The sequence below is a fragment of the Natrialba taiwanensis DSM 12281 genome (genome assembly GCF_000337595.1).
Taxonomy (GTDB): Archaea; Halobacteriota; Halobacteria; order Halobacteriales; family Natrialbaceae; genus Natrialba; species Natrialba taiwanensis.
This window is the reverse complement of the sequence record NZ_AOIL01000067.1, coordinates 316,247-334,321: the sequence shown is the minus strand read 5'-3', so window position 1 is coordinate 334,321 and position 18,075 is coordinate 316,247. Positions and strand designations below refer to the sequence as shown.

18 protein-coding genes, 1 tRNA gene and 2 pseudogenes are annotated in these 18,075 nt (G+C 61.8%); 10 read left to right on the top strand and 11 right to left on the bottom strand.

All coding sequences use genetic code 11. The features are described 5' to 3' along the window. Nucleotides 1–5: 5 nt before the first annotated feature. Both C484_RS19955 and C484_RS19950 read right to left on the bottom strand, forming a co-directional pair. Nucleotides 6–545 (bottom strand): CBS domain-containing protein, encoded by a 540-nt coding sequence (locus tag C484_RS19955; RefSeq protein ID WP_006663961.1) that lies wholly within the window; start codon nucleotides 543–545, stop codon nucleotides 6–8. Nucleotides 546–622: 77 nt separating this feature from the next. Beyond that, nucleotides 623–976: a DUF555 domain-containing protein gene (locus tag C484_RS19950; protein ID WP_006827683.1), complete on the bottom strand. Its 354-nt coding sequence runs from the start codon at nucleotides 974–976 to the stop codon at nucleotides 623–625. Nucleotides 977–1,502: 526 nt separating this feature from the next. Here C484_RS19950 and C484_RS23795 point away from each other — a divergent pair. Both C484_RS23795 and psmB read left to right on the top strand, forming a co-directional pair. Continuing rightward, complete coding sequence (locus C484_RS23795; protein ID WP_006827682.1) at nucleotides 1,503–1,673, top strand: hypothetical protein; 171 nt, start codon at nucleotides 1,503–1,505, stop codon at nucleotides 1,671–1,673. A gap of 155 nt (nucleotides 1,674–1,828) precedes the next feature. After that, nucleotides 1,829–2,560: an archaeal proteasome endopeptidase complex subunit beta gene (gene psmB, locus C484_RS19945; protein WP_006827681.1), complete on the top strand. Its 732-nt coding sequence runs from the start codon at nucleotides 1,829–1,831 to the stop codon at nucleotides 2,558–2,560. A gap of 168 nt (nucleotides 2,561–2,728) precedes the next feature. Here psmB and C484_RS25065 read toward each other — a convergent pair. Both C484_RS25065 and mct read right to left on the bottom strand, forming a co-directional pair. Beyond that, nucleotides 2,729–3,355: pseudogene (locus tag C484_RS25065) on the bottom strand (CoA transferase); the annotation flags it as partial. 38 nt (nucleotides 3,356–3,393) lie between these two features. Further along, nucleotides 3,394–3,849: pseudogene (mct, locus tag C484_RS25060) on the bottom strand (succinyl-CoA:mesaconate CoA-transferase); the annotation flags it as partial. A gap of 137 nt (nucleotides 3,850–3,986) precedes the next feature. Between mct and glmS the strand changes: the two are divergent. The 6 genes from glmS to C484_RS19910 all read left to right on the top strand — a co-directional run bounded on the left by glmS (nucleotide 3,987) and on the right by C484_RS19910 (nucleotide 10,448). Then, a complete protein-coding gene (gene glmS, locus C484_RS19935; protein WP_006663955.1) occupies nucleotides 3,987–4,442 on the top strand; it encodes a methylaspartate mutase subunit S in 456 nt (151 codons plus the stop codon). Continuing rightward, nucleotides 4,443–5,882, top strand: a complete 1,440-nt coding sequence (locus C484_RS19930) for a methylaspartate mutase subunit E (RefSeq protein WP_006827680.1) — start codon at nucleotides 4,443–4,445, stop codon at nucleotides 5,880–5,882. Between the two features lie 98 nt (nucleotides 5,883–5,980). Beyond that, nucleotides 5,981–7,261 carry a methylaspartate ammonia-lyase gene (locus C484_RS19925; protein ID WP_006827679.1) on the top strand — a complete coding sequence of 427 codons (1,281 nt, stop codon included), beginning with the start codon at nucleotides 5,981–5,983 and terminating at the stop codon, nucleotides 7,259–7,261. Continuing rightward, entirely contained in the window at nucleotides 7,254–8,387 is a 1,134-nt protein-coding gene (gene mch / locus C484_RS19920; RefSeq protein WP_006827678.1) for a 2-methylfumaryl-CoA hydratase, read from the top strand. The genes C484_RS19925 and mch overlap by 8 nt, the downstream gene beginning before the upstream one ends. Nucleotides 8,388–8,434: 47 nt before the next feature. Next, nucleotides 8,435–9,478 carry an L-malyl-CoA/beta-methylmalyl-CoA lyase gene (gene citE / locus C484_RS19915; protein ID WP_006827677.1) on the top strand — a complete coding sequence of 348 codons (1,044 nt, stop codon included), beginning with the start codon at nucleotides 8,435–8,437 and terminating at the stop codon, nucleotides 9,476–9,478. Nucleotides 9,479–9,761: 283 nt separating this feature from the next. Then, the gene (locus tag C484_RS19910) at nucleotides 9,762–10,448 is read left to right on the top strand and encodes a metallophosphoesterase family protein (RefSeq protein ID WP_006827676.1); all 687 of its coding nucleotides are present in this window, start codon (nucleotides 9,762–9,764) and stop codon (nucleotides 10,446–10,448) included. An 88-nt stretch (nucleotides 10,449–10,536) separates the two neighbouring features. On the opposite strand, the gene ppk1 is transcribed toward C484_RS19910, so the two are convergent. The 3 genes from ppk1 to C484_RS19895 all read right to left on the bottom strand — a co-directional run bounded on the left by ppk1 (nucleotide 10,537) and on the right by C484_RS19895 (nucleotide 14,701). Beyond that, entirely contained in the window at nucleotides 10,537–12,918 is a 2,382-nt protein-coding gene (gene ppk1 / locus C484_RS19905; protein WP_006827675.1) for a polyphosphate kinase 1, read from the bottom strand. An 898-nt stretch (nucleotides 12,919–13,816) separates the two neighbouring features. Beyond that, nucleotides 13,817–13,898: transfer RNA gene (locus C484_RS19900), tRNA-Ser, on the bottom strand. Nucleotides 13,899–13,921: 23 nt separating this feature from the next. After that, nucleotides 13,922–14,701, bottom strand: coding sequence for a hypothetical protein (locus C484_RS19895; RefSeq protein ID WP_006827674.1), 780 nt, complete (start codon nucleotides 14,699–14,701; stop codon nucleotides 13,922–13,924). Nucleotides 14,702–14,801: 100 nt separating this feature from the next. On the opposite strand from C484_RS19895, the gene C484_RS19890 reads away from it, so the two are divergent. Continuing rightward, nucleotides 14,802–15,026: a hypothetical protein gene (locus C484_RS19890; RefSeq protein ID WP_006827673.1), complete on the top strand. Its 225-nt coding sequence runs from the start codon at nucleotides 14,802–14,804 to the stop codon at nucleotides 15,024–15,026. 32 nt (nucleotides 15,027–15,058) lie between these two features. Here C484_RS19890 and C484_RS19885 read toward each other — a convergent pair whose 3' ends face one another. The 4 genes from C484_RS19885 to C484_RS19870 form a co-directional block, all read right to left on the bottom strand. Further along, nucleotides 15,059–15,724, bottom strand: coding sequence for a uracil-DNA glycosylase (locus tag C484_RS19885; RefSeq protein WP_006827672.1), 666 nt, complete (start codon nucleotides 15,722–15,724; stop codon nucleotides 15,059–15,061). An 88-nt stretch (nucleotides 15,725–15,812) separates the two neighbouring features. Then, entirely contained in the window at nucleotides 15,813–16,109 is a 297-nt protein-coding gene (locus C484_RS19880) for a hypothetical protein (RefSeq protein ID WP_006827671.1), read from the bottom strand. Then, nucleotides 16,106–17,182 (bottom strand): Mrp/NBP35 family ATP-binding protein, encoded by a 1,077-nt coding sequence (locus C484_RS19875; RefSeq protein ID WP_006827670.1) that lies wholly within the window; start codon nucleotides 17,180–17,182, stop codon nucleotides 16,106–16,108. The genes C484_RS19880 and C484_RS19875 overlap by 4 nt, the downstream gene beginning before the upstream one ends. A gap of 73 nt (nucleotides 17,183–17,255) precedes the next feature. After that, a complete protein-coding gene (locus C484_RS19870; RefSeq protein ID WP_006827669.1) occupies nucleotides 17,256–17,588 on the bottom strand; it encodes a hypothetical protein in 333 nt (110 codons plus the stop codon). A gap of 104 nt (nucleotides 17,589–17,692) precedes the next feature. Here C484_RS19870 and C484_RS19865 point away from each other — a divergent pair, with 104 nt between their 5' ends. Beyond that, nucleotides 17,693–18,031, top strand: a complete 339-nt coding sequence (locus tag C484_RS19865; RefSeq protein ID WP_006827668.1) for a DUF5783 family protein — start codon at nucleotides 17,693–17,695, stop codon at nucleotides 18,029–18,031. Nucleotides 18,032–18,075: the final 44 nt, after the last annotated feature.

The window sequence follows — 18,075 nt, the reverse complement described above, 5'->3', positions numbered from 1 at the left end:
ATGAATCAGGAGAACCGCGAAGCGATGTCCGCCTCGGTGATGATGCCGACCGTCTCGCCGGCTTCGGTGATCATGACGGCCTTGTAGTGCTCCAGCAGATTACTGATCTCGTCGAGCGTCGCGTCCTTCGAGACGGTCGGGAAACTCTCGCTCATGTGGTCCGCGATCGGCTCATCACGGGCCGCAGCGTCCAGGTGGACGAGGTCGCTCTGACTGATCGAGCCGACGGGAATGCCGTCCTGGATCACGGCGAGTTGCGAGTAGGCTTCCTCTTCCATCTTGCGTGCGGCTTCCGTAACGGGGTCGTCCGGCGACACGTTCACGACGGCTTCGTTCATCAAGTCTTCCGCGCGCACCACGTCGCTTTCGGCCTTCTCCAGCGCGTTGACGATCCGTCGAAGCGTCGAGAGGCGGGGGTCGACGTCGCCGCCCTCGATCCGGGCGATCAGCGGCTGAGAGACCTCGGCCTTGTCGGCGAGTTCACTCTGCGTTAACTCGAGTTCGGTCCGGCGCTGGCGGAGGTCCGCGGGCGTGGGAAGTTCCATATCGGTGAATAACCAGGGGTTATAGAAAGTCCTTTGGGTGGCTGGCAGTCCGCGTCCGAAGCGGGGTGTTACAGGGGCTATTCGTCCTCGGGGACTTCGATGATTTCGACGACGGAGAGGGGGACGTCTCGGAGCGCGCCGCCGACTTCGCTCTTTGCGATTCGGGAGGCGTGTTCCTCGCTGTCGGCGTTGAAGACATCCATCTCGAGAGCGAGGCCGACAAGTGCGGTTTCGGCTGCGACGAACGCCGAATCGAAGGGCTCACCGCATGCGGGACAGCCCGTCGCGCCGACTTCGACTTCGACGTAGTCCATATCTTCGCTGTTGAGACGCTTGCCGGCTTCACTGACCGCGACGCCGATCGCGTCGTCGATCGCGTCGACATCCCGAACGAGCCATGCTGCTTCCATCGCGACGAGGTAATTGCCCATATTTACTGGTCGGTCCGGGGGGTTTCCTGTCTTGCGGTTCGATGCTGACCGGAGAGCAACCGCACGAGTGTTGCTTCTACTGCCGGACAAAAGTCAGTGAACACTCGATCGCGTCTCACGGAGCGTCGCTTGTGGCGACGACCGTTCGAGTGCGATCGACGTGTGAATAGTTTTGTCCGGCAGTATTACCCGCGTGTGTCAGCGCCTCGGCGCGCACGCGAATCCGATCATCCCTGTAAGTTATGCGAATCGATCTAGTCGATTCCCGCCTGCATAGCCGGATGTCGGGCCGAGTACAGGTCCAGTTGTTCGGACTGAAAGTGATTTTGAACCCCAGGACGGCGTCGCCCCTATCTGGAATTAACAAACATTATGATTTTTCCATCTTACAAACGCTTATATATCNACTGAAAGTGATTTTGAACCCCAGGACGGCGTCGCCCCTATCTGGAATTAACAAACATTATGATTTTTCCATCTTACAAACGCTTATATATCACCTCCGTCTGACCACGACTGAACGCTGATGATATCCCGCGTGTACCGCGCAACGCTGTTCGCACTGTACCAACTCTGCATCGTGACCGGTATCGTCGCCATGCCGCTCGCAATCGCCGCCCGCCAGGCCGGAATCACGCTGCCCATCCACCGACTCATCGACACCGTCGAAACCGCTTACGACGCCTCCCAACCCTGATCACTCGCTGAACTCGTTTGCTCGGCTGCCCGTCTCGACTCGGTAGCGACGCGAGTATCCGGTAGTGCGCCGAGCCGAAGCTGAACTCGGACGAAGCGGAAACAAGGACGATGACCGCCGATGTTTTATATCGTGCCGGTCGTAATCTTCGGTCAATGCGAGCACCACAGCATAATTCGGAGTTTTCCCGGACGGTCGATCAGTTGGCCGACGATTCGAACCCGTATGCGCCGGAGGTCGGATCGCTGCCGCAGAACGATCTTTCGCGGGCCGACCTGGACAACGTCAACAAGACGGGGACAACGACGATCGGCATCACGACCGAGGACGGCGTCGTCATCGCGACGGACATGCGCGCCAGCCTCGGCGGCCGGTTCGTCTCGAACAAGAACGTCCAGAAGGTCGAGCAGATTCACCCGACCGGCGCGCTGACGATGGTCGGTAGCGTCGGCGGTGCCCAGTCGTTCATCTCGAGTCTCCGTGCCGAGGTCAACCTCTACGAGGCCCGACGCGGGGATCCGATGAGTATCGACGCGCTGGCGACGCTGGCCGGTAACTTCGCTCGCGGCGGCCCGTTCTTCGCGATCCACCCCATCCTGGGCGGCGTCGATTCGGAAGGGAGCCACGTCTACAGCATTGACCCCGCAGGCGGCGTCATGGAAGACGACTACACCGTCACCGGCAGCGGGATGCAACTCGCCTACGGCCTGCTCGAACAGGAGTACGAGGACGGGCTCGCGAACGACGACGCGACGACGATCGCCGCCCGCGCGATCAAATCCGCCGCCGAACGCGACACCGGCTCCGGCAACGGTGTTTTCCTCTGTGAGATCACCGACGAGGGCGTCGAGATCAACGGTCACCACGACTTCGAGGAAGTCGTCTAACTCCGGACAGTTCTCGGTTTCGAGTTCAGTTCAGGAGTAGTGACCCGTCCACTGGGCTGTTGGCGGCTTTTCTGGCTGTTGTGTTGTAGAGTTCCGTATCGTTGCTGTCGGTACGCTAGTGGAATAGTGGCTTGTCCGGCGAAAACCGAGACTGGACGCGAGTCGCGTTCAGTCGTCGGCGGCCTGTTCTGCGTCCGCGCGCTCGTCCGTCGAATCGAGGACTTCCTCACGGTGTTCGTCGAGCAGCGGGGCGCGGCCGCGCGGTTCGGGCGGCGTCTCGGTCATCTTGATCGGCGAGCCGGCGATTTCGACTTCCCCGTCGGTGCCGGGTTGGTCGACCGGGACGAGCATGTCGCGCGCGTGAACGTGCGGATCGTCGAAGATATCCTCGGTGTTTTGCACCGGCGCGACGGGAACGCGCCCTTCGAGTTCGGCAACGAGTTCGTCCGTCGTTCGATCCGCGGCCCAGTCGGCGAGTTCGGCGCGCAAGAACTCGCGGTGTTCGAGTCGGTCGGCGGTGGTGGGGTAGTCGTCGGCGAGGTCTTCGCGGTCCATGGCGGCGCAGACCTCGGTCCAGTGGTTCGTGCCGAATGCGGCGATGACGGCGTGGCCGTCGGCGGTTTCGAAGGCGTTGTAGGGGAACAGCGTGGGGTGGGAGTTGCCCTGTCTGGTGGGCGGGGTGCCGGTGTAGGACTGCTGGTAGATGGCGCGTTCGGTCATGCTAATCATCGAGTCGTACATGCCGGTGTCGACGTACTGGCCCTCGCCGGTCTGTTCGCGGTGGTTGACGGCTGTCTCTTATACACATCTCTGAGCGGNATGTGTATAAGAGACAGGGCCTGGGCGATGAGGTCGAAGGAGGGTTGGCCCTGCCGGTCGGTTTCCCCCGTGCGCGGGTCGCCAAAGCCCCGGATCGAGGAGTAGATGAGTTCCGGATTGAACTCGGTGAGCGTCTCGTAGCCGAGGTCGTACTTTTCCATCGTGCCCGCGCGGTAGTTCTCGACGACGATGTCGGCTTCCTCGACGAGCGAGAGGAAGTCCGCGCGGTCGTCTGCGTCGGTGAAGTCGAGTTCGATGCTTCGCTTGCCCCGGTTGACGCTCTGGAAGTAGCCGCCGTAGGCCTCTTCGTCAGGGTCGTCGACGAACGGGGGGTTCGACCGGATGAGGTCGCCGCCGGGACGTTCGATCTTGACGACGTCGGCACCCATGTCCGCGAGTAACATCGTGCAGTACGGGCCGGCGAGGACCTGTGTGAGGTCCAGCACGCGCAGGTTCGAGAGTGCGCCCATGGTGTGGGTGGTTGCGATACCGCCACCTAAACCTTTACCATCGATCATGTAGTTGTGAACTTGTGACATAGAGGGGCTGTTAAGGTGTTTAAGGAATATTATCATGGAAGATCATTAGGTTTATACCCAAGTTCATCATGGTTCTGCATACGATGTCCCAAACGGTCGTCCTCGGCGTGATCGGCTCGGACGCTCACGTCGTCGGCATTACGATCCTAGAGCAGGCATTCAGTGCAGCAGGCTTCGACGTCATCAACCTCGGCGTCCAGACCTCCCAGGAAGAGTTCGCCGAGGCCGCGGTAGCACACGATGCCGAGGCCGTACTGGTTTCGTCGCTCTACGGCCACGCCGAGCAGGACTGCCAGGGATTCCACGGCGTGCTCGAAGACGCAGGTGTCGATGCACACACCTACATCGGCGGCAACCTCGCCGTCGGCCAGGACGACTTCGAGCAGACGCGGGCGACGTTCGAAGAGCTCGGTTTCGACCGGGTCTTCGACTCGGAGACGGACCCCGAAGAAGCGATCGCTGCGCTCCGCCAGGATCTCCAGATTACGACGACGGAGACGGAGCGCGCGACGATCAGTTCCTAGATGATACGAGACGAACGCATTCCATCCGACGAGCTACGGCGTATCGACGAGGAGATTCGGGCCGACTGGCCGACGGGTGCAGACGTCGACTTCGACGAGGCGATCGCGTACCACGAGTCGCTTCCCGCGAGCAAGCGCTTCGCCGACGTGCTCGAAGAGGCGACCAAACCCCTCTTGCAGCCGCGGGCCGGCGTGCCGTGCCTCGACGATCAGGTCGAACTGCTCGAGTACCTCCACGGAGAGGGGAAAGCGGATCTCCTCCCGACGACGATCGACTCGTACACGCGCGATAACGAGTACGAGAAGGCCCAGGAGGGACTGGAGAACGCACGCGAGAGCGGGGAAGACACCCTCAACGGGTTCCCGGCGGTCAACCACGGCGTTTCGGGCTGCCGGGAGCTGATCGAGGCGATCGATGCTCCGATCGAGGTTCGCCACGGGACGCCCGACGCCCGCCTGCTGGCTGCCATCACGTTCGCCGGCGGCTTCCAGAGCTTCGAGGGCGGTCCGATCTCGTACAACATTCCCTACACCAAGCGCCACGGCTTGGAGGAGACCATCGAGAAGTGGCAGTTCGTCGACCGGCTCGCGGGAGCCTACACGGAACGCGGCGTGCGGATCAACCGCGAGCCGTTCGGACCGCTGACCGGAACCCTGGTGCCGCCCTCGATCGCCATCGCGATCATGCTGGTCGAGGGCCAACTCGCCGCCACGCAGGGCGTGCGCTCCGTGACGCTCGGCTACGGGCAGGTCGGCAACGTCGTTCAGGACGTTGCGGCGCTGAACGCCCTGCAGAAACTGGGCGACGAGTTCCTGCCCGACGAGGTCGTCGTCACCACGGTTTTCCACGAGTGGATGGGCGGCTTCCCGCCGGACGAGGCCCGCGCAAACGGCGTGATCAGCCTCGGCGGGATGACCGCCGCCATCGCCCGGCCGGACAAGGTCATCACCAAGTCCCCCCAGGAGTTCCAGGGCGTGCCGACGAAGGAGGCGAACGCCTCCGGACTGCGCACGACGCGCCAGGTCATCGACATGGCGATCGAGCAGGAGATCGACATCGACGGTATCGCGGAGGAACAGGACCTGATCGAGCGCGAAACGCGGTGTCTCATGGACACCATCCTCGAGCACGGCGACGGCGACGTCGTCCAGGGGACGATCAAGGCGTTCGACTCGGGCGCACTCGACGTGCCGTTCGCACCGAGCGACAGCGCGAGAGGGGCCGTCCTCCCCGCACGGGACGACGACGGCCGCGTCCGCATCTTCGAGTGGGCCGACCTCGCGATGGACGACGACATCAAGGAGATCCACCGGGCGCGACTCTCGCGGCGTGCGGACACCGAAGGCCGCGACCAGTCGTTTCGCATGGTTGCAGACGACGTCGACGCGATCAGCGACGGAAAACTCATCGGTCGCCCCCAGAACGCGGGGGACGTCTAAGACGACGCTCAACGGTCACCCGCAACATCACCTTACCTTCAATCCCAAACCCAACCCCAATCTCAACCTCAACCCCAACCCAAACCACAACGCCAACAATGGAAATCACAGCCATCCACGCAACCCCCGGCTACGCCGGGTTCTTCTTTGACGACCAGCGCGCGATCAAGCACGGTGCACAGCAGGACGGGTTCACCTACACCGGCGACCCCGTCACCGACGGCTTCGAGGAAATCCGCCAGGCCGGCGAAACCCTCATCGTCGACGTTGAACTCGCGGACGGGACGACCCACCGCGGCGACTGCGCTGCGGTTCAGTACTCCGGTGCAGGCGGACGCGACCCGCTTTTTCGGGCCGACGAGTTCGCGCCCGTCGTCGAGGGGCCAGTCGCCGAAACGCTTGTGGGACGAGACGCAAGCGAATTTCTGGCGAACGTCGACCGTCTCGAGGAGATAGCGATCGGCGGAAGCCAACTCCATACTGCGATCCGTTACGGCGTGTCCCAGGCGCTGCTCGCGGCAGCCGCCGCTGCCGAGAGCACGACGCGCACGGACGTACTGGCCGACGCGCTCGGCACGGAGCCCGCGACGGAACCCGTTCCGGTCTTCGGCCAGTCCGGTGACGACCGCTACACGAACACGGAGAAGATGTTCGTCAAGGGCGTCCCCGTCCTCCCGCACGCGCTGATCAACAGCGTCGAGAAGATCGGCGAGAACGGGGAGACGCTGCTCGAGTTCATCGAGTGGCTCACCGAGCGCTCGCAGGAACTCGGGCCCGACGACTACGAGCCGCGATTCCACATCGACGTGTACGGGATGATCGGCGAGGTTTTCGGCGGCCCCTACGATCGCGACGAGGTCGTGGACTACTTCACTGCCATCGAGGACGCCGCGGGGCCGTATCCGATCCAGATTGAAGGACCGATGGACGCCGGCGGTCGCGAGGCGCAGATTGAGGCGATGGTCGAGCTTCGGACGGGATTGCAGGAGGCCGGCGTCGGCGTCGATATCGTCGCCGACGAGTGGTGCAACACCTTCGAGGACGTGCAGGCATTCGTCGACGCCGGCGCGGCCGACGTCGTCCAGATCAAGACGCCGGACCTCGGTAGTGTCCACCGCAGCGGGCAAGCCGTCCGCTACTGCGAGGGAACCGAGACCCGCGCGTACCTCGGGGGCACCTGCAACGAAACGGCAACGTCTGCACGCGCCTGCGCGCACGTCGCGCTCGCGACCGACGCCGCGCAGGTGCTCGCAAAGCCCGGCATGGGCTTCGACGAGGGCTATATGATCGTCGAAAACGAGATGCGACGGACGATCGCGCGCCGAAACCGCAGCCGGCAACCTGAACTCGACGCCGACGAGGTGACTGCAGATGACTAGGGAACCACAACGAGATTCCGAAACCGGGAGCGGAGAGCGAAGCGAACCGCGACCGATTGACTGGACAGATTCCGACACGTTCGCACGGGCACTCGAACGGGTCGAGACGCGGGAGAAGGGTAACTGCTTCGAGGACTTCGCCGAGGGCGATCTCCTCGCACACGACCCCGGACTCACGCTCACCCGCTGGGGCAACGAGTCGTGGATGAGCCAAACGCTCAACCACGATCCGGCGTACTGGCGTTCCGACGCCGCCGCGGAGCGTGGCTTCGACGAGCCGCCGATCCACCCGGACTACCTCACCGCCGCCACGCTCGGCATCACCGTCGAGGACCTGAGCGAGAAGGGGGGCTACTTCCTCGGACGGACCGACGTGCGATTCCCCGGTACTCCCGTGTACGCCGGCACCGAACTCCGCGTCGAGAGCGAGGTCGTCTCGACGGCAACCTCGAGTTCGCGTCCCGAGTTCGGCATCGTCACCTGGAGAACTCGCGGAAAGGATGCCGCGACGGGCGAGGTCCTCTGTTCGTACGAGCGGACGAACATGATTCCGCGGCGAGAGCCGGTCGCGACGGACGGGGGCGGGAGCGCTACAGCGGCCGATGCCGACGGAGACGAAGACGGTTCCGATCTCCCTGAAACGTTCGTCACACCTACCGGCGGCTTCTTCGAGGATTTCGTCGACGCGCTCGAGACGGCCAAAGGGCGCGACGCCGCCGTCGCCTACCGCCACGAGCGCGGACGCACGCAGGACGACGTGACCGTGGCCTCGCTGCCGCTGGCGACGCTCAACACAGCCAAGCAGCACCACAACGCCGACGTGATGGGCGACTCGCCGTCGGGCGACATCGTCACCTACGGCGACGTGACCCGCTCGACCGCGCTCGGCCACGCTCGCTCGGACGAGCGAACCTGGCGCGAGGTCGGCTTCGACGACGAGAAGTTCCACACGTTCGTCGCACCCGGCGACACCGTCTACGCGTTCACACGCGTGCTCTCGGCCGACAACGACGCCTCGATCGATGTGGCGGGAACGGTCCGGTTCGAACACATCGCGTTCAACCAGGACGACAAACCCGTGTATTCGGGAACCAGAATCGCCGAGATTCGAAAGCGCACAGCCTGAGAGAGTACCTGCGATCCGATTCACCAGACAACACAGACAATCCAGACATGACCGACGACATCCGACTCTGCCGAACCTTCCAGACCGCACCAGCCGCCGTCCCGAAAGACGACTCCGCAAAATACCTCGTCTCCGGCCTCGAGGCCGAGGGCTTCCAGGCACCCGACTGGCTCGTCCCCGACCTAGAGGACGGCACCGCCCCCGACATGAAAGCCGAGGGACTCGAAAACACCATCGACCGCGTCCCCGAGTACGAGTTCCCCGGCGAAATCTGGCCCCGCGTCGAGTGGAGCTACGAGGACGCGGACTACCGCGAGAAGGGGCGAAACCAGATCGATCAGCTCGTGGCCGAACTCGGCGACGAACTCGAGGGCGTCGTCGTCCCCAAAGTCGGCCGGCTCGAGGACGTCCAGCGAGCGGCCGAGGTCGTCGCCGAGGCCGAGTCCGAACACGGCTATCCGGACAACTCGATCGGCCTCTCGATCATCGTCGAAACCGGCCGGGCCAAGTCCGACCTCCGAAAGATCGCCGCGTTCGGCGCGGAGTCGCGACTCACCGCGCTCGTCTTCGGTCCCGTCGACTACACCGCCGAACTCGGCGGGCGCGACCTCGGCGACGGCCGCCCGCGCTGGGACGGCCTGCTCGAAGAACTCTCGAACGAAGCCAGCGCCGGCGACTTGCTCTCGATCGGCGGCCCGTTCGACGACCTGTTCAAAGAACGCGCCGGGCTAACCTACTACAACGCCGACGAGTACGCCGACCAGGTCGAACACGAGGCCCGGCTCGGTCTGGACGGCTCCTGGTCGCTCTATCCCAAACAGACCATCCAGGCCAACACGATCCACATGCCCACGCCCGCCGAACTAGAACGCGATGTCCACAAGATCGAACGGTTCAACGAAGCCAAGCGCGAGGGCACCGGCGCGGTCACCATCGACGGCCAGATGGTCGACGAAGCGACGTTCAAGAACTTCGAAAATACGGTCCAGCAGGTCCGTGCGATCGATACAACGCGGCCAGCCCAAACCGAAGAGCGCTACGACGAGGCGCTGTTAGAGCGCGCCCGTGAACTCGAACTTTCCTACCAGTAGCGTTCGAGGACAGTCGGATTACCGCCGCTGGCGATTCGCGTCACGTGGGGTCGGCGTCTTGTGTGTACCAACAGTTGTTACGGGGAGTATCGAGAATGTCTATTCACAGATTGGGTTCGGATCCGGTGGATATTCGTCAGTACGATAGCGTCCGGTTTCTCTTATCTAGGGGACTCATACATAGCCATATAGTCTGCTACTAGAAACAGCTTAACACGGTTACGGAGAATAGCTGTCTGAACGCCGATAGAGATCGACCTCCCACTCATTCCAAACAGTTCTCATGAATACAGTACCGAAGTTCAGCAATGGTATCGAATCACACCACAAACGGTTCGATGCCGATGAGTACAGTGATATTTACGTCGTTGGTGATGTCCACGGAAGCCGGGCCGCTCTTGAGACGCTTCTTTCAGACCTCGGCCTGAACGACGACGACCTCGTTATCTTCGTCGGTGATCTGGTACGAAAGGGACCAGATAGCCCCGGCGTGATCGATCTTGTCCGCGAGGATAGTCGTCTCATCAGCGTTCGCGGGAACAACGAGCAGAAAGTCGTGCGTGGGTACAAGGACCCAGAATGGCTCCGTGAAAGGGACCGAGCGTATTTTGACTCGCTCCCTGTTGTTATCTCCTTTGCGGACGCACTCGTTGTCCATGGTGGCGTTGACCCCAAGCAAACACTGGAAAACCACTCCGTTGAAGAGCTATTGACGATGCGTGCACCACACGGTGATGGGTATAATGGACCGTTCTGGTACGAGAGTTATGACGGTCCATATCGTGTCTTCTTCGGACACACCGTTCACAACCGCCCGGTTGAGCGAGAGTTCGCTGTCGGTCTCGACACCGGCTGTGTCTATGGTGGCATGCTCACGGCTTACAATTACCGGCATGACGAATTTATCACTACCGACCAGACGACAACTCACCAAGAGCGCGACGACTCAAAAGTCGTTCACCCGGCTTGAATCGGTTTTCTACCGTGAGGTCGGACACACCCCGACAGCGTGCTAGATACGTTTGGAGTTCGAATGGCCGTGTTCGGAAATATCGGCGTTACACGTACTCCGATTGGAGACGGTTCCGCGCTCCCTCACGAGTCTTGAAATACCGTCGTTCGCCGTCAGTTGTTCGAACTGCCCAGTCGTAGATTTCACTGTTAGGACGATACCAGTACTCGGAATACGCGTCGAACACAGGTTTCTCTCCGCCGTCTGACCGGGCCTGAGTAATTGTCTCGTCGTGCGTAGAGTCATCCGATTTCTCGCGACCGGCATCTGCATCGGTTTCGGACGCGTCCGCAATGAGGAGGTCCCCCTCGATGAGATCTGTATCGACCATCAGTCCCGATCCATTTCCGCGATCGAGAGCCGCTTTCGTGGCTGTCATCAGTATCTCTTGGATGTCCCGTACGGGGTCATCACCCGGAGAGATTTGCTCATAGCTTCCGTCGCTTTGCATCACCCACCGACGGCGGTTATCCGCCATTGACGACTCCAAGATGAACCGGAGTTGTCTCCGCAGTTGTGTCCCCTGAACCGGAGTAACGGCTTCCACCCGATAGTCGAGATTCCGTGTCATCCAATCGGCCGACCCAATGTACCATTCAGGCTTGCCACCGTTTTCGAAGTAGAAGATTCGAGCGTGTTCGAGGAATCGGCCGACAATCGAATGGACAGTAATGTTCTCACTCAACCTTTCGATACCAGGGCGGAGCCGACAGATGTCCCGAACAATCAGATCGATCTCAACACCGGCTCTCGAAGCGCGATAGAGTTCCTCAACCATCGAGGGATCTTCGAGTCCGTTTACCTTCACGACGATCCGCGCCCGTCGGCCCGCATCGGCATAGTCAGCTTCCCGTCTAATCATCTCCGTAAACCGCTCGCGCAACGTTACAGGCGCGATCAAGAGCTTCCGGAAGCGATCGTCGAGTGTCGGTCCGGTGAAAAAGTTGAATACCTTCGTGAGGTCGTGGCCAATGTCCTGATTGGCGGTCAACAACCCCAGATCAGAATACCCCTTTGCCGTCTCCGAGTGGTAATTTCCCGTCCCGACGTGTGAGTAGAGTCGAACACCGTCGTCTTCCTGTCGAACGACGAGCGCAGTCTTAGAATGCGTTTTCAGGTTGACGGTCCCGTAGGCGACGTGGATACCTTCCTCCTCGAGTTGTCGAACCCATTCCAAATTATTCTTCTCGTCGAAGCGAGCCTTGAGTTCAACCATCACAGCCACCTGCTTGCCGTTCTTGGCGGCGTCGATGAGACTTTGTATCACTTTCGAGTCACTCGCCGTCCGATAGATGGCTGCTTTCACTGCGAGCACGTTGGGGTCGTTTGCCGCCGCGTTGAGAAACTGTTGTACCGTCCCTTCGAAGGAGTGGTACGGATGATGTACAAGGACATCGCCCTCTCGAATCTCATCAAAGATAGCCATCGGTCCGTCTTGAGTATCGCTCGTCACCGATCGAAATCGGGGGTGTGCTCGTGGGGTCCACGAAGACCGCTTGAGATCAGGACGGTCCAGTTCGGTGAGTTCGAAAAAGTCCTCGAAATCGATTGGTCCCTCCCGATAGAACACTTCCCGATCATGCACATCAAGCTGCGCTTTGAGGGTCGAAAGCGACTCGGCTGGCATATCGGCATCGACTTCCAGCCTGACGACTGTCGCAAAGCGACGCTGCTCGAGAACCTCCTCAACCATATCGATGAGGTCCTCAGCGACCTCTTCGTTACGCCGCACCTCAGCGTTCCGAGTCACTTTGAATTTCGACACGTCGCGGATGTCGAGATCGGGAAGCAGTAGATCAAGATTTGCTTCGATCAACTCTTCGATGAGAATATATCGATCCGTTCTGTCGGGAATCGCTATCAACCGCGGCTGGTTTGATGGGATTTTGATACGAGTGAACGTGGGATCATCAGCCTCGTCCGACGAAAGTACAGCAAGCGAAAGTGAGAGATTCGAAATGAACGGAAACGGGTGAGCCGGGTCGAACGAAAGGGGCGTCAGCGTTGGCAGTATCGACTCCTCGAAGTACGTCCGTACCGTTTCGCGCTTATCCGCCGATAAATCGTCGAGATCGCAAATCTCGATCCCCTCATCCGCAAGTGTGGGCTTGAGCGTGTTTTGCCAATATGCTGATTGCTGGCGAAAAAGCGGACGTGCGGTATCAAGCACCTCGCGCCACTGTTGTTTCGGCGTTCGACCATCCGGCGTCGTCTCGGTCACGTCGGCTTCGATCTGCTGTTTGAGCCCACCGACGCGTTTCATGAAGAACTCGTCAGTGTTCTTGGTAAAGAACGCAAGAAATCGAAGCCGTTCGAGTGGTGGATTGCGCTCGTCCATCCCCTCGCAAAGAACACGCTCCTGAAAAGCAAGCTCTGAGAGTTCCCGATTCAGGTAGTACTCGGGGTTCGTGAGGTCCCTCTCGCTCATTGCTGCACCTCACAGCACCCATGTGGCTGTGTCCCCCCAAATCGACATGGCTGATCGCTCACGGATTCGAGTTCAAATCGTGTCGGTCGGCCCCCGCTGACCGGTCTCTGTTGAACCGGTGGCTCACAATTGCGTCCCGCACTGGGCACTGCATTCGATACCGAGCACCCAGCCCGTCGAACAGCCGTCCGTAACCAGTCGAGTATGTCTCCCGTCCCGTCGACATCCGTGGCGACCGTTCGCGTGCGACCGGTCTGTGAACCGAGTTGTCCGAGAATATCAGGCTTCGGCATGGGGCTGGACAGTGATCGTTTCAGTTGATCGTTCAGACTCTTCTAGCGGGATCCGACCGAACTCGGGTGATTCCATCACACAGTCCACTGTGCCACGTCCGATCAACTGGCTCCGGATCGCAGCTAACTTCCCGTCAAGAGTATGAGTATATTGCCGAGTAGTGCCAGTCGTGCGACACTGCCGGGTCGAATAGACATCTCCGGTTCCCCCACGTGTTCGATCGGGCTTGTGGATCGGACATCGACGGAGATTGGATGGTGGCATACCCGGTAAAGAAGCGTCGGAATACAAGTAACCCACTTAATAGATCTATTTATCGATATGTATTTGTATTTGTTATCGTCACCGTCTGGGGGAACGGTCATATAAGCAATTGTTACGATGCGGACTCTACTGGTGGGTAGTTTTGATGTCCGCTGAGCATCGAAGGTCCGGAGGAGCGACGAAATCGGGGAACCTGCGCTGTGGTTGGGAGCCGCTCGAACGCGTGGAGAGTAACACAGCGGAAGGGAGTCACATCGACAGGCACACTTCGCTGTGCGCGACTGGTCTCCTGCAAATCCCCCGGCCTCGCTGTCGCTCACGAATTTGTTCGCAACGGCAACGGTGGGGTTGGGATTTGAACCCAAGAGGCTGACGCCACCTGCTTTCAAGGCAGGCGCAATAGGCCGCTCTGCCACCCCACCTCACCTGCGTCTTCCCCGTGCGTTCAAAAAGGGTTATCGGTCTCTGTCCGCTCGAGCGTTTCGTCCGGGCCGACCGTCAACCCGAGTTCAGCAACGGCGGCAGCCATTGTGTCTGTCCCCGGTCGACCAGCCTGCTGGCGCGCCTCGAGAGTGGCGATGGTTGCACACAGCCCGGACTCGGTCGCGACAGTCGGGAGCATGGGCGCGAAGCCGAGTTTGAGGTCGGCCTCCGCTGCTGCCGTCCGTTTTGCGATCGTCGACACTGCCGGCGTTTCGTACGCGTCGGTGAAGTCTATCGGCTCGGTAAAGCCCGCGAAGTACGCCCGGCCGTTGGAGGAAGGGCCGAGGACGACATCGTGGCGGCGCAGCGACATCGCCGCCCCGTCGAGTTCAGTTCGGGCGACGAGCGGGACCGTCGGTTCGAGGACGCCGACCGCGTCGGCCTGATCGCGCTCGAGTAAGTGCGTGACCGTGTTTCCGATGCGGGCTGCGTGCGTGGAGCCGACCTGGCGTTCGAATCTGACGGTCTCGGCGTCGGTCGGTTCGAGCGCCGCCTCAGCGAGTTCACGGACCGCCGTCTCAGCGTCTCCGGTTCCCGCATCAGTGGCCGCATCCGGTATCGTCTCCTCGTCGCGGTAATTGAGTAGGACGTCGCCCCCGCTTTGCTCGGCGGCCCGCACCACGTCGGTGACGGCGGCTTCGTAGAGCGTCACAGCCGCTGATTCGGAGAGCGGTGTCGACTCGACGAGCGACGGCAGGACTAGCCCCGGCCACGGCGGGTCGACGGGAACGACGACGATCATACTAACTCATCCGGGACCTGAACTCTTGAACGCGGCGCTTTGTGCGGATCGCACCGGGAAACTCGGACGAATTATAGGGGTGGAGGCTGTGCACCCGCGTATGACCGATCGATCACTCACGATCGAGGGACTGCTCGGAACGGGAGTCGTCGTGGTGTTGGCGGCGCTTGGCGTCTACGGGTTCACAACTGGCTACCTGCTCGAATCGCCCGACAGGTTGTTCGCGCCATCGGTTGCGACGCTCGGGATTGTCGTTGCGGTCGTCGGCACGCTGGTACTCCTCGGCGCGCGTTCGAAGCGGTGGCGGCAGAATCCGTACTGGTAGTGCTCGCGGCTTCTGGTCCGGTATCGCGCTCGTTACCGTTTTTGTCTCCCCTTCGTCTGCCGATAGTCCGACGCCATGAGATCGGCGAAGTGTTCGATCCAGGTCTGGGTCTGCGCTGGGGACTGATCGCGGGGCGCTTCCATCGGCACGAGTTCGAAGCCGCGTCCGCGGATCGTCGTCGCGTGGGCGTCGGGAAGGACGAGTTCGTCCGCCGGCGTCGTGGTGTAGTCGGTGCCGAGGACGGAGAGGGCGCGGTCGCCGATGGGGACCAGGATTTCGGGGTTGATCATCCGGATTTCGGCGTTGAGGTAGGGTTCGCAGGTGTCGATTTCCTCGGCGCTCGGCGGCCGCTCCGGATGACGACAGCGCGTGAGGGTCGTCAGATAGACGTTTTCGAGTTCGGGCTGGTCGGGAGGAGAGGTGGCGTCACAGAGGGCGAGGCGTTCGAGGATGCGTCGGAGATCGTCGGCGGTGTCCGTGCCGGTCGCTGTGTCGGTGTTCGCGTCCGGGCTGGTGTCCGTCTCGGTACCCGGCTCCGCCGCGGAATCGCGCGCGACGAGTGGAACCCCGCTCTCGTCGGCCGCTCGACTCGGGCGTTCGCCGACGAACAGGAAGTCAGCGCCGACATCGCCGTAGCCGTGGACGACCTGCGTGCGCGTCTCGCAGAGCGCCGGACAGTTCCGGCACTGCTCGTCCATGCTGAACGGATTCGCCCACGTTTGCTGATTCGCGTCCACACTCGGGTCTCGGCGGGGACGACCAAAAGCACCGCGACTGCACGGAGCGTCAGCGACCCAGCCCACCGCGTTCGTTGACTTCGAGAATGAACTTGACGTTGCGGACGATTTCCTCCGGCGACGTGTCTTCGTCCGCGTCATAGAGGTCGCTGGTCCGGTACAGGATGTTCGCGAGTTGCTTGCTCTCGCTCGACTCGCCGCGAACGTCGTCGGCAACGGCCCGGATGCGCTCGACGCGTTCCGGGTCCGGACTGAACTCGTCGGGTTCGACATCTTCGTCGCGCTCAGCGCCGTCTTCACCGGCATCCGGTTCCGGGACCGTCTCATCCGCGCTCTCGTCGGTCATTGGTCCAGCGAAGGCGTCTCCGTCTGGCTTGCCTGAGACACGCCGCGCCGGTGAACGATCCCCGTGTTATTCGCGACGTTCTGGGTGATCGTTCTGAACGCATCGCCGGTCTCACTGTCGTTGTCGAGGACGGTCGGCTCGCCGCCGTCGCCGCCCTTGCGGACCGCCGGATCGAGCGGGATCGAGCCCAGGAACGGCATGTCGTGCGTCTCGGCGAACTCCTCGCCGCCGCCGGAGCCGAAGATGTCGTGTTCGCCGCCGCAGTCGGGACAGGCGAACGTCGACATGTTCTCGGCGATACCGAGCACGACGGTGTCGTGTTTGGCAAACATCTCGAGACCTTTGCGGGCGTCGTCGAGCGCCACGTCTTGGGGCGTCGTGACGATGACGGCGCCCGTGACCGGCATGGTCTGGAGCATCGTCAACTGCGTGTCGCCGGTGCCCGGCGGGAGGTCGACGACGAGGTAATCGAGGTGGCCCCACTCGACGTCCTCGGTGAGCTGCGTGATGACCTTGTGGACCATCGGGCCGCGCCAGATGACCGGATCGTCCTTCCCGGTGAGGAAGGCCATACTCATCAGCTTCACGCCGTACTTTTCGGGCGGTACAAGCGTCTCGTCCTCGGTGGCCATCGGCGGCTCGTCGGCGTCGACCATCCGCGGCACGTTCGGACCGTACACGTCGGCGTCGAAAAGCCCGACGCGCGCCCCCAACTGCGAGAGGCCGGCGGCGAGGTTGACCGCGACAGTCGACTTGCCGACGCCGCCCTTGCCGGAGGCGACGGCGATGACGTTCTTGACGTTCGGCAGGACCTGTTCGTCGGTTTCGAAGTCGTCACGGTCGGGAATACTCGCAGAAAGATCGGGTTCGAGTCCCTCTGCGACGAGCAACTCACGGATCTCAGCGGCGATGTCGGACTCGGTTGGCGAGTACGGCGCGCCGAGTGCGAGATCGATGTCAACCTCGTCCCCCTCGACAGTCACGTCGTTGACCAACCCGAGCGAGACGATATCGTCGCCGAGTTCGGGATCATCGACCGACCGAAGGCGGTCGCGAACGGCGGCTTCGTCCATGTCTGAAGGTACCACCGGGCGTCGAAAAGGGTTGTGTTCGCGGGGGCGACGACACGGCCGGTCGACTCAGGGATCAGGGGTTGAAGTCGAACCGCGGCCCGCCGTACGTCGGCGGATCTGGCTCGAGTTCAACGCCGCGCTCGTAGCGGACGAAATTGAGATAGAACGGGCGGCCACAGCCCTCGATCGGGGAGCCCGTACGATCGGTGACGGTGGCGTCTTCGCCGCAGAGAAAGGCGATTCCGTCCACAGATTCGCGGGTTTCCAGGTCGTCGGTCGGCGTGGCGTACTCCCAGCCCGGCTGTGCGTGTTTCGTGACCGAGCGGTCCGCGAGGTCGGGGGCGCGTTCGATGCTGTGGACGGCGTCGCAGTGGGGGCAAGTGTACCGGACAGTGACAGAAGCCATCGGTGGCGGATCTAGGATGGCATGAACCGTAAGGATGCGGTCGCCGTGACTGCCATCACCGCCGGGACCGAACTGTTTACCGATTGGCGACCGGACGGACGGCTATGACCGGATCCGAACCCGCCACCGAGTTCGACCCTGAAAAATTCGAGGAGAAATACGTCCACTACTTCGACGAACTCGAAGAAGCGTACTCGAACGCCTATCAGCAACTCCACGGGCAGGTCGATTCCGAGGTCCTTCGAGCGATCGACCGACAGGTGTTGAGCGAGAGCGAACCGGTGTACGAAGGGAACGGCGAGTTCAGCGTTTCCCTTCCCGAGAACCCGCGGGAGCGAGTCGATGCCGTTGACGACGACGAGTTCGAGGCCGTGCTCTCCGTGTTCACCGAGCGGATCGAACGGGAGTTACAGCGACTCTTTGGATTCGAGGCTGCGGAGTGAACTCGCGGTGTCGATCGCTGACTGAACAGGGCTGATTCGATCGC

Coding starts and splice junctions, on each gene's coding strand:
- C484_RS19955 (WP_006663961.1), bottom strand. CDS start 545: ATGGAACTTCCCACGCCCGCGGACCTCCGCCAGCGCCGGACCGAACTC.
- C484_RS19950 (WP_006827683.1), bottom strand. CDS start 976: ATGGGCAATTACCTCGTCGCGATGGAAGCAGCATGGCTCGTTCGGGAT.
- C484_RS23795 (WP_006827682.1), top strand. CDS start 1,503: ATGATATCCCGCGTGTACCGCGCAACGCTGTTCGCACTGTACCAACTC.
- psmB (WP_006827681.1), top strand. CDS start 1,829: ATGCGAGCACCACAGCATAATTCGGAGTTTTCCCGGACGGTCGATCAG.
- glmS (WP_006663955.1), top strand. CDS start 3,987: ATGGTTCTGCATACGATGTCCCAAACGGTCGTCCTCGGCGTGATCGGC.
- C484_RS19930 (WP_006827680.1), top strand. CDS start 4,443: ATGATACGAGACGAACGCATTCCATCCGACGAGCTACGGCGTATCGAC.
- C484_RS19925 (WP_006827679.1), top strand. CDS start 5,981: ATGGAAATCACAGCCATCCACGCAACCCCCGGCTACGCCGGGTTCTTC.
- mch (WP_006827678.1), top strand. CDS start 7,254: ATGACTAGGGAACCACAACGAGATTCCGAAACCGGGAGCGGAGAGCGA.
- citE (WP_006827677.1), top strand. CDS start 8,435: ATGACCGACGACATCCGACTCTGCCGAACCTTCCAGACCGCACCAGCC.
- C484_RS19910 (WP_006827676.1), top strand. CDS start 9,762: ATGAATACAGTACCGAAGTTCAGCAATGGTATCGAATCACACCACAAA.
- ppk1 (WP_006827675.1), bottom strand. CDS start 12,918: ATGAGCGAGAGGGACCTCACGAACCCCGAGTACTACCTGAATCGGGAA.
- C484_RS19895 (WP_006827674.1), bottom strand. CDS start 14,701: ATGATCGTCGTCGTTCCCGTCGACCCGCCGTGGCCGGGGCTAGTCCTG.
- C484_RS19890 (WP_006827673.1), top strand. CDS start 14,802: ATGACCGATCGATCACTCACGATCGAGGGACTGCTCGGAACGGGAGTC.
- C484_RS19885 (WP_006827672.1), bottom strand. CDS start 15,724: ATGGACGAGCAGTGCCGGAACTGTCCGGCGCTCTGCGAGACGCGCACG.
- C484_RS19880 (WP_006827671.1), bottom strand. CDS start 16,109: ATGACCGACGAGAGCGCGGATGAGACGGTCCCGGAACCGGATGCCGGT.
- C484_RS19875 (WP_006827670.1), bottom strand. CDS start 17,182: ATGGACGAAGCCGCCGTTCGCGACCGCCTTCGGTCGGTCGATGATCCC.
- C484_RS19870 (WP_006827669.1), bottom strand. CDS start 17,588: ATGGCTTCTGTCACTGTCCGGTACACTTGCCCCCACTGCGACGCCGTC.
- C484_RS19865 (WP_006827668.1), top strand. CDS start 17,693: ATGACCGGATCCGAACCCGCCACCGAGTTCGACCCTGAAAAATTCGAG.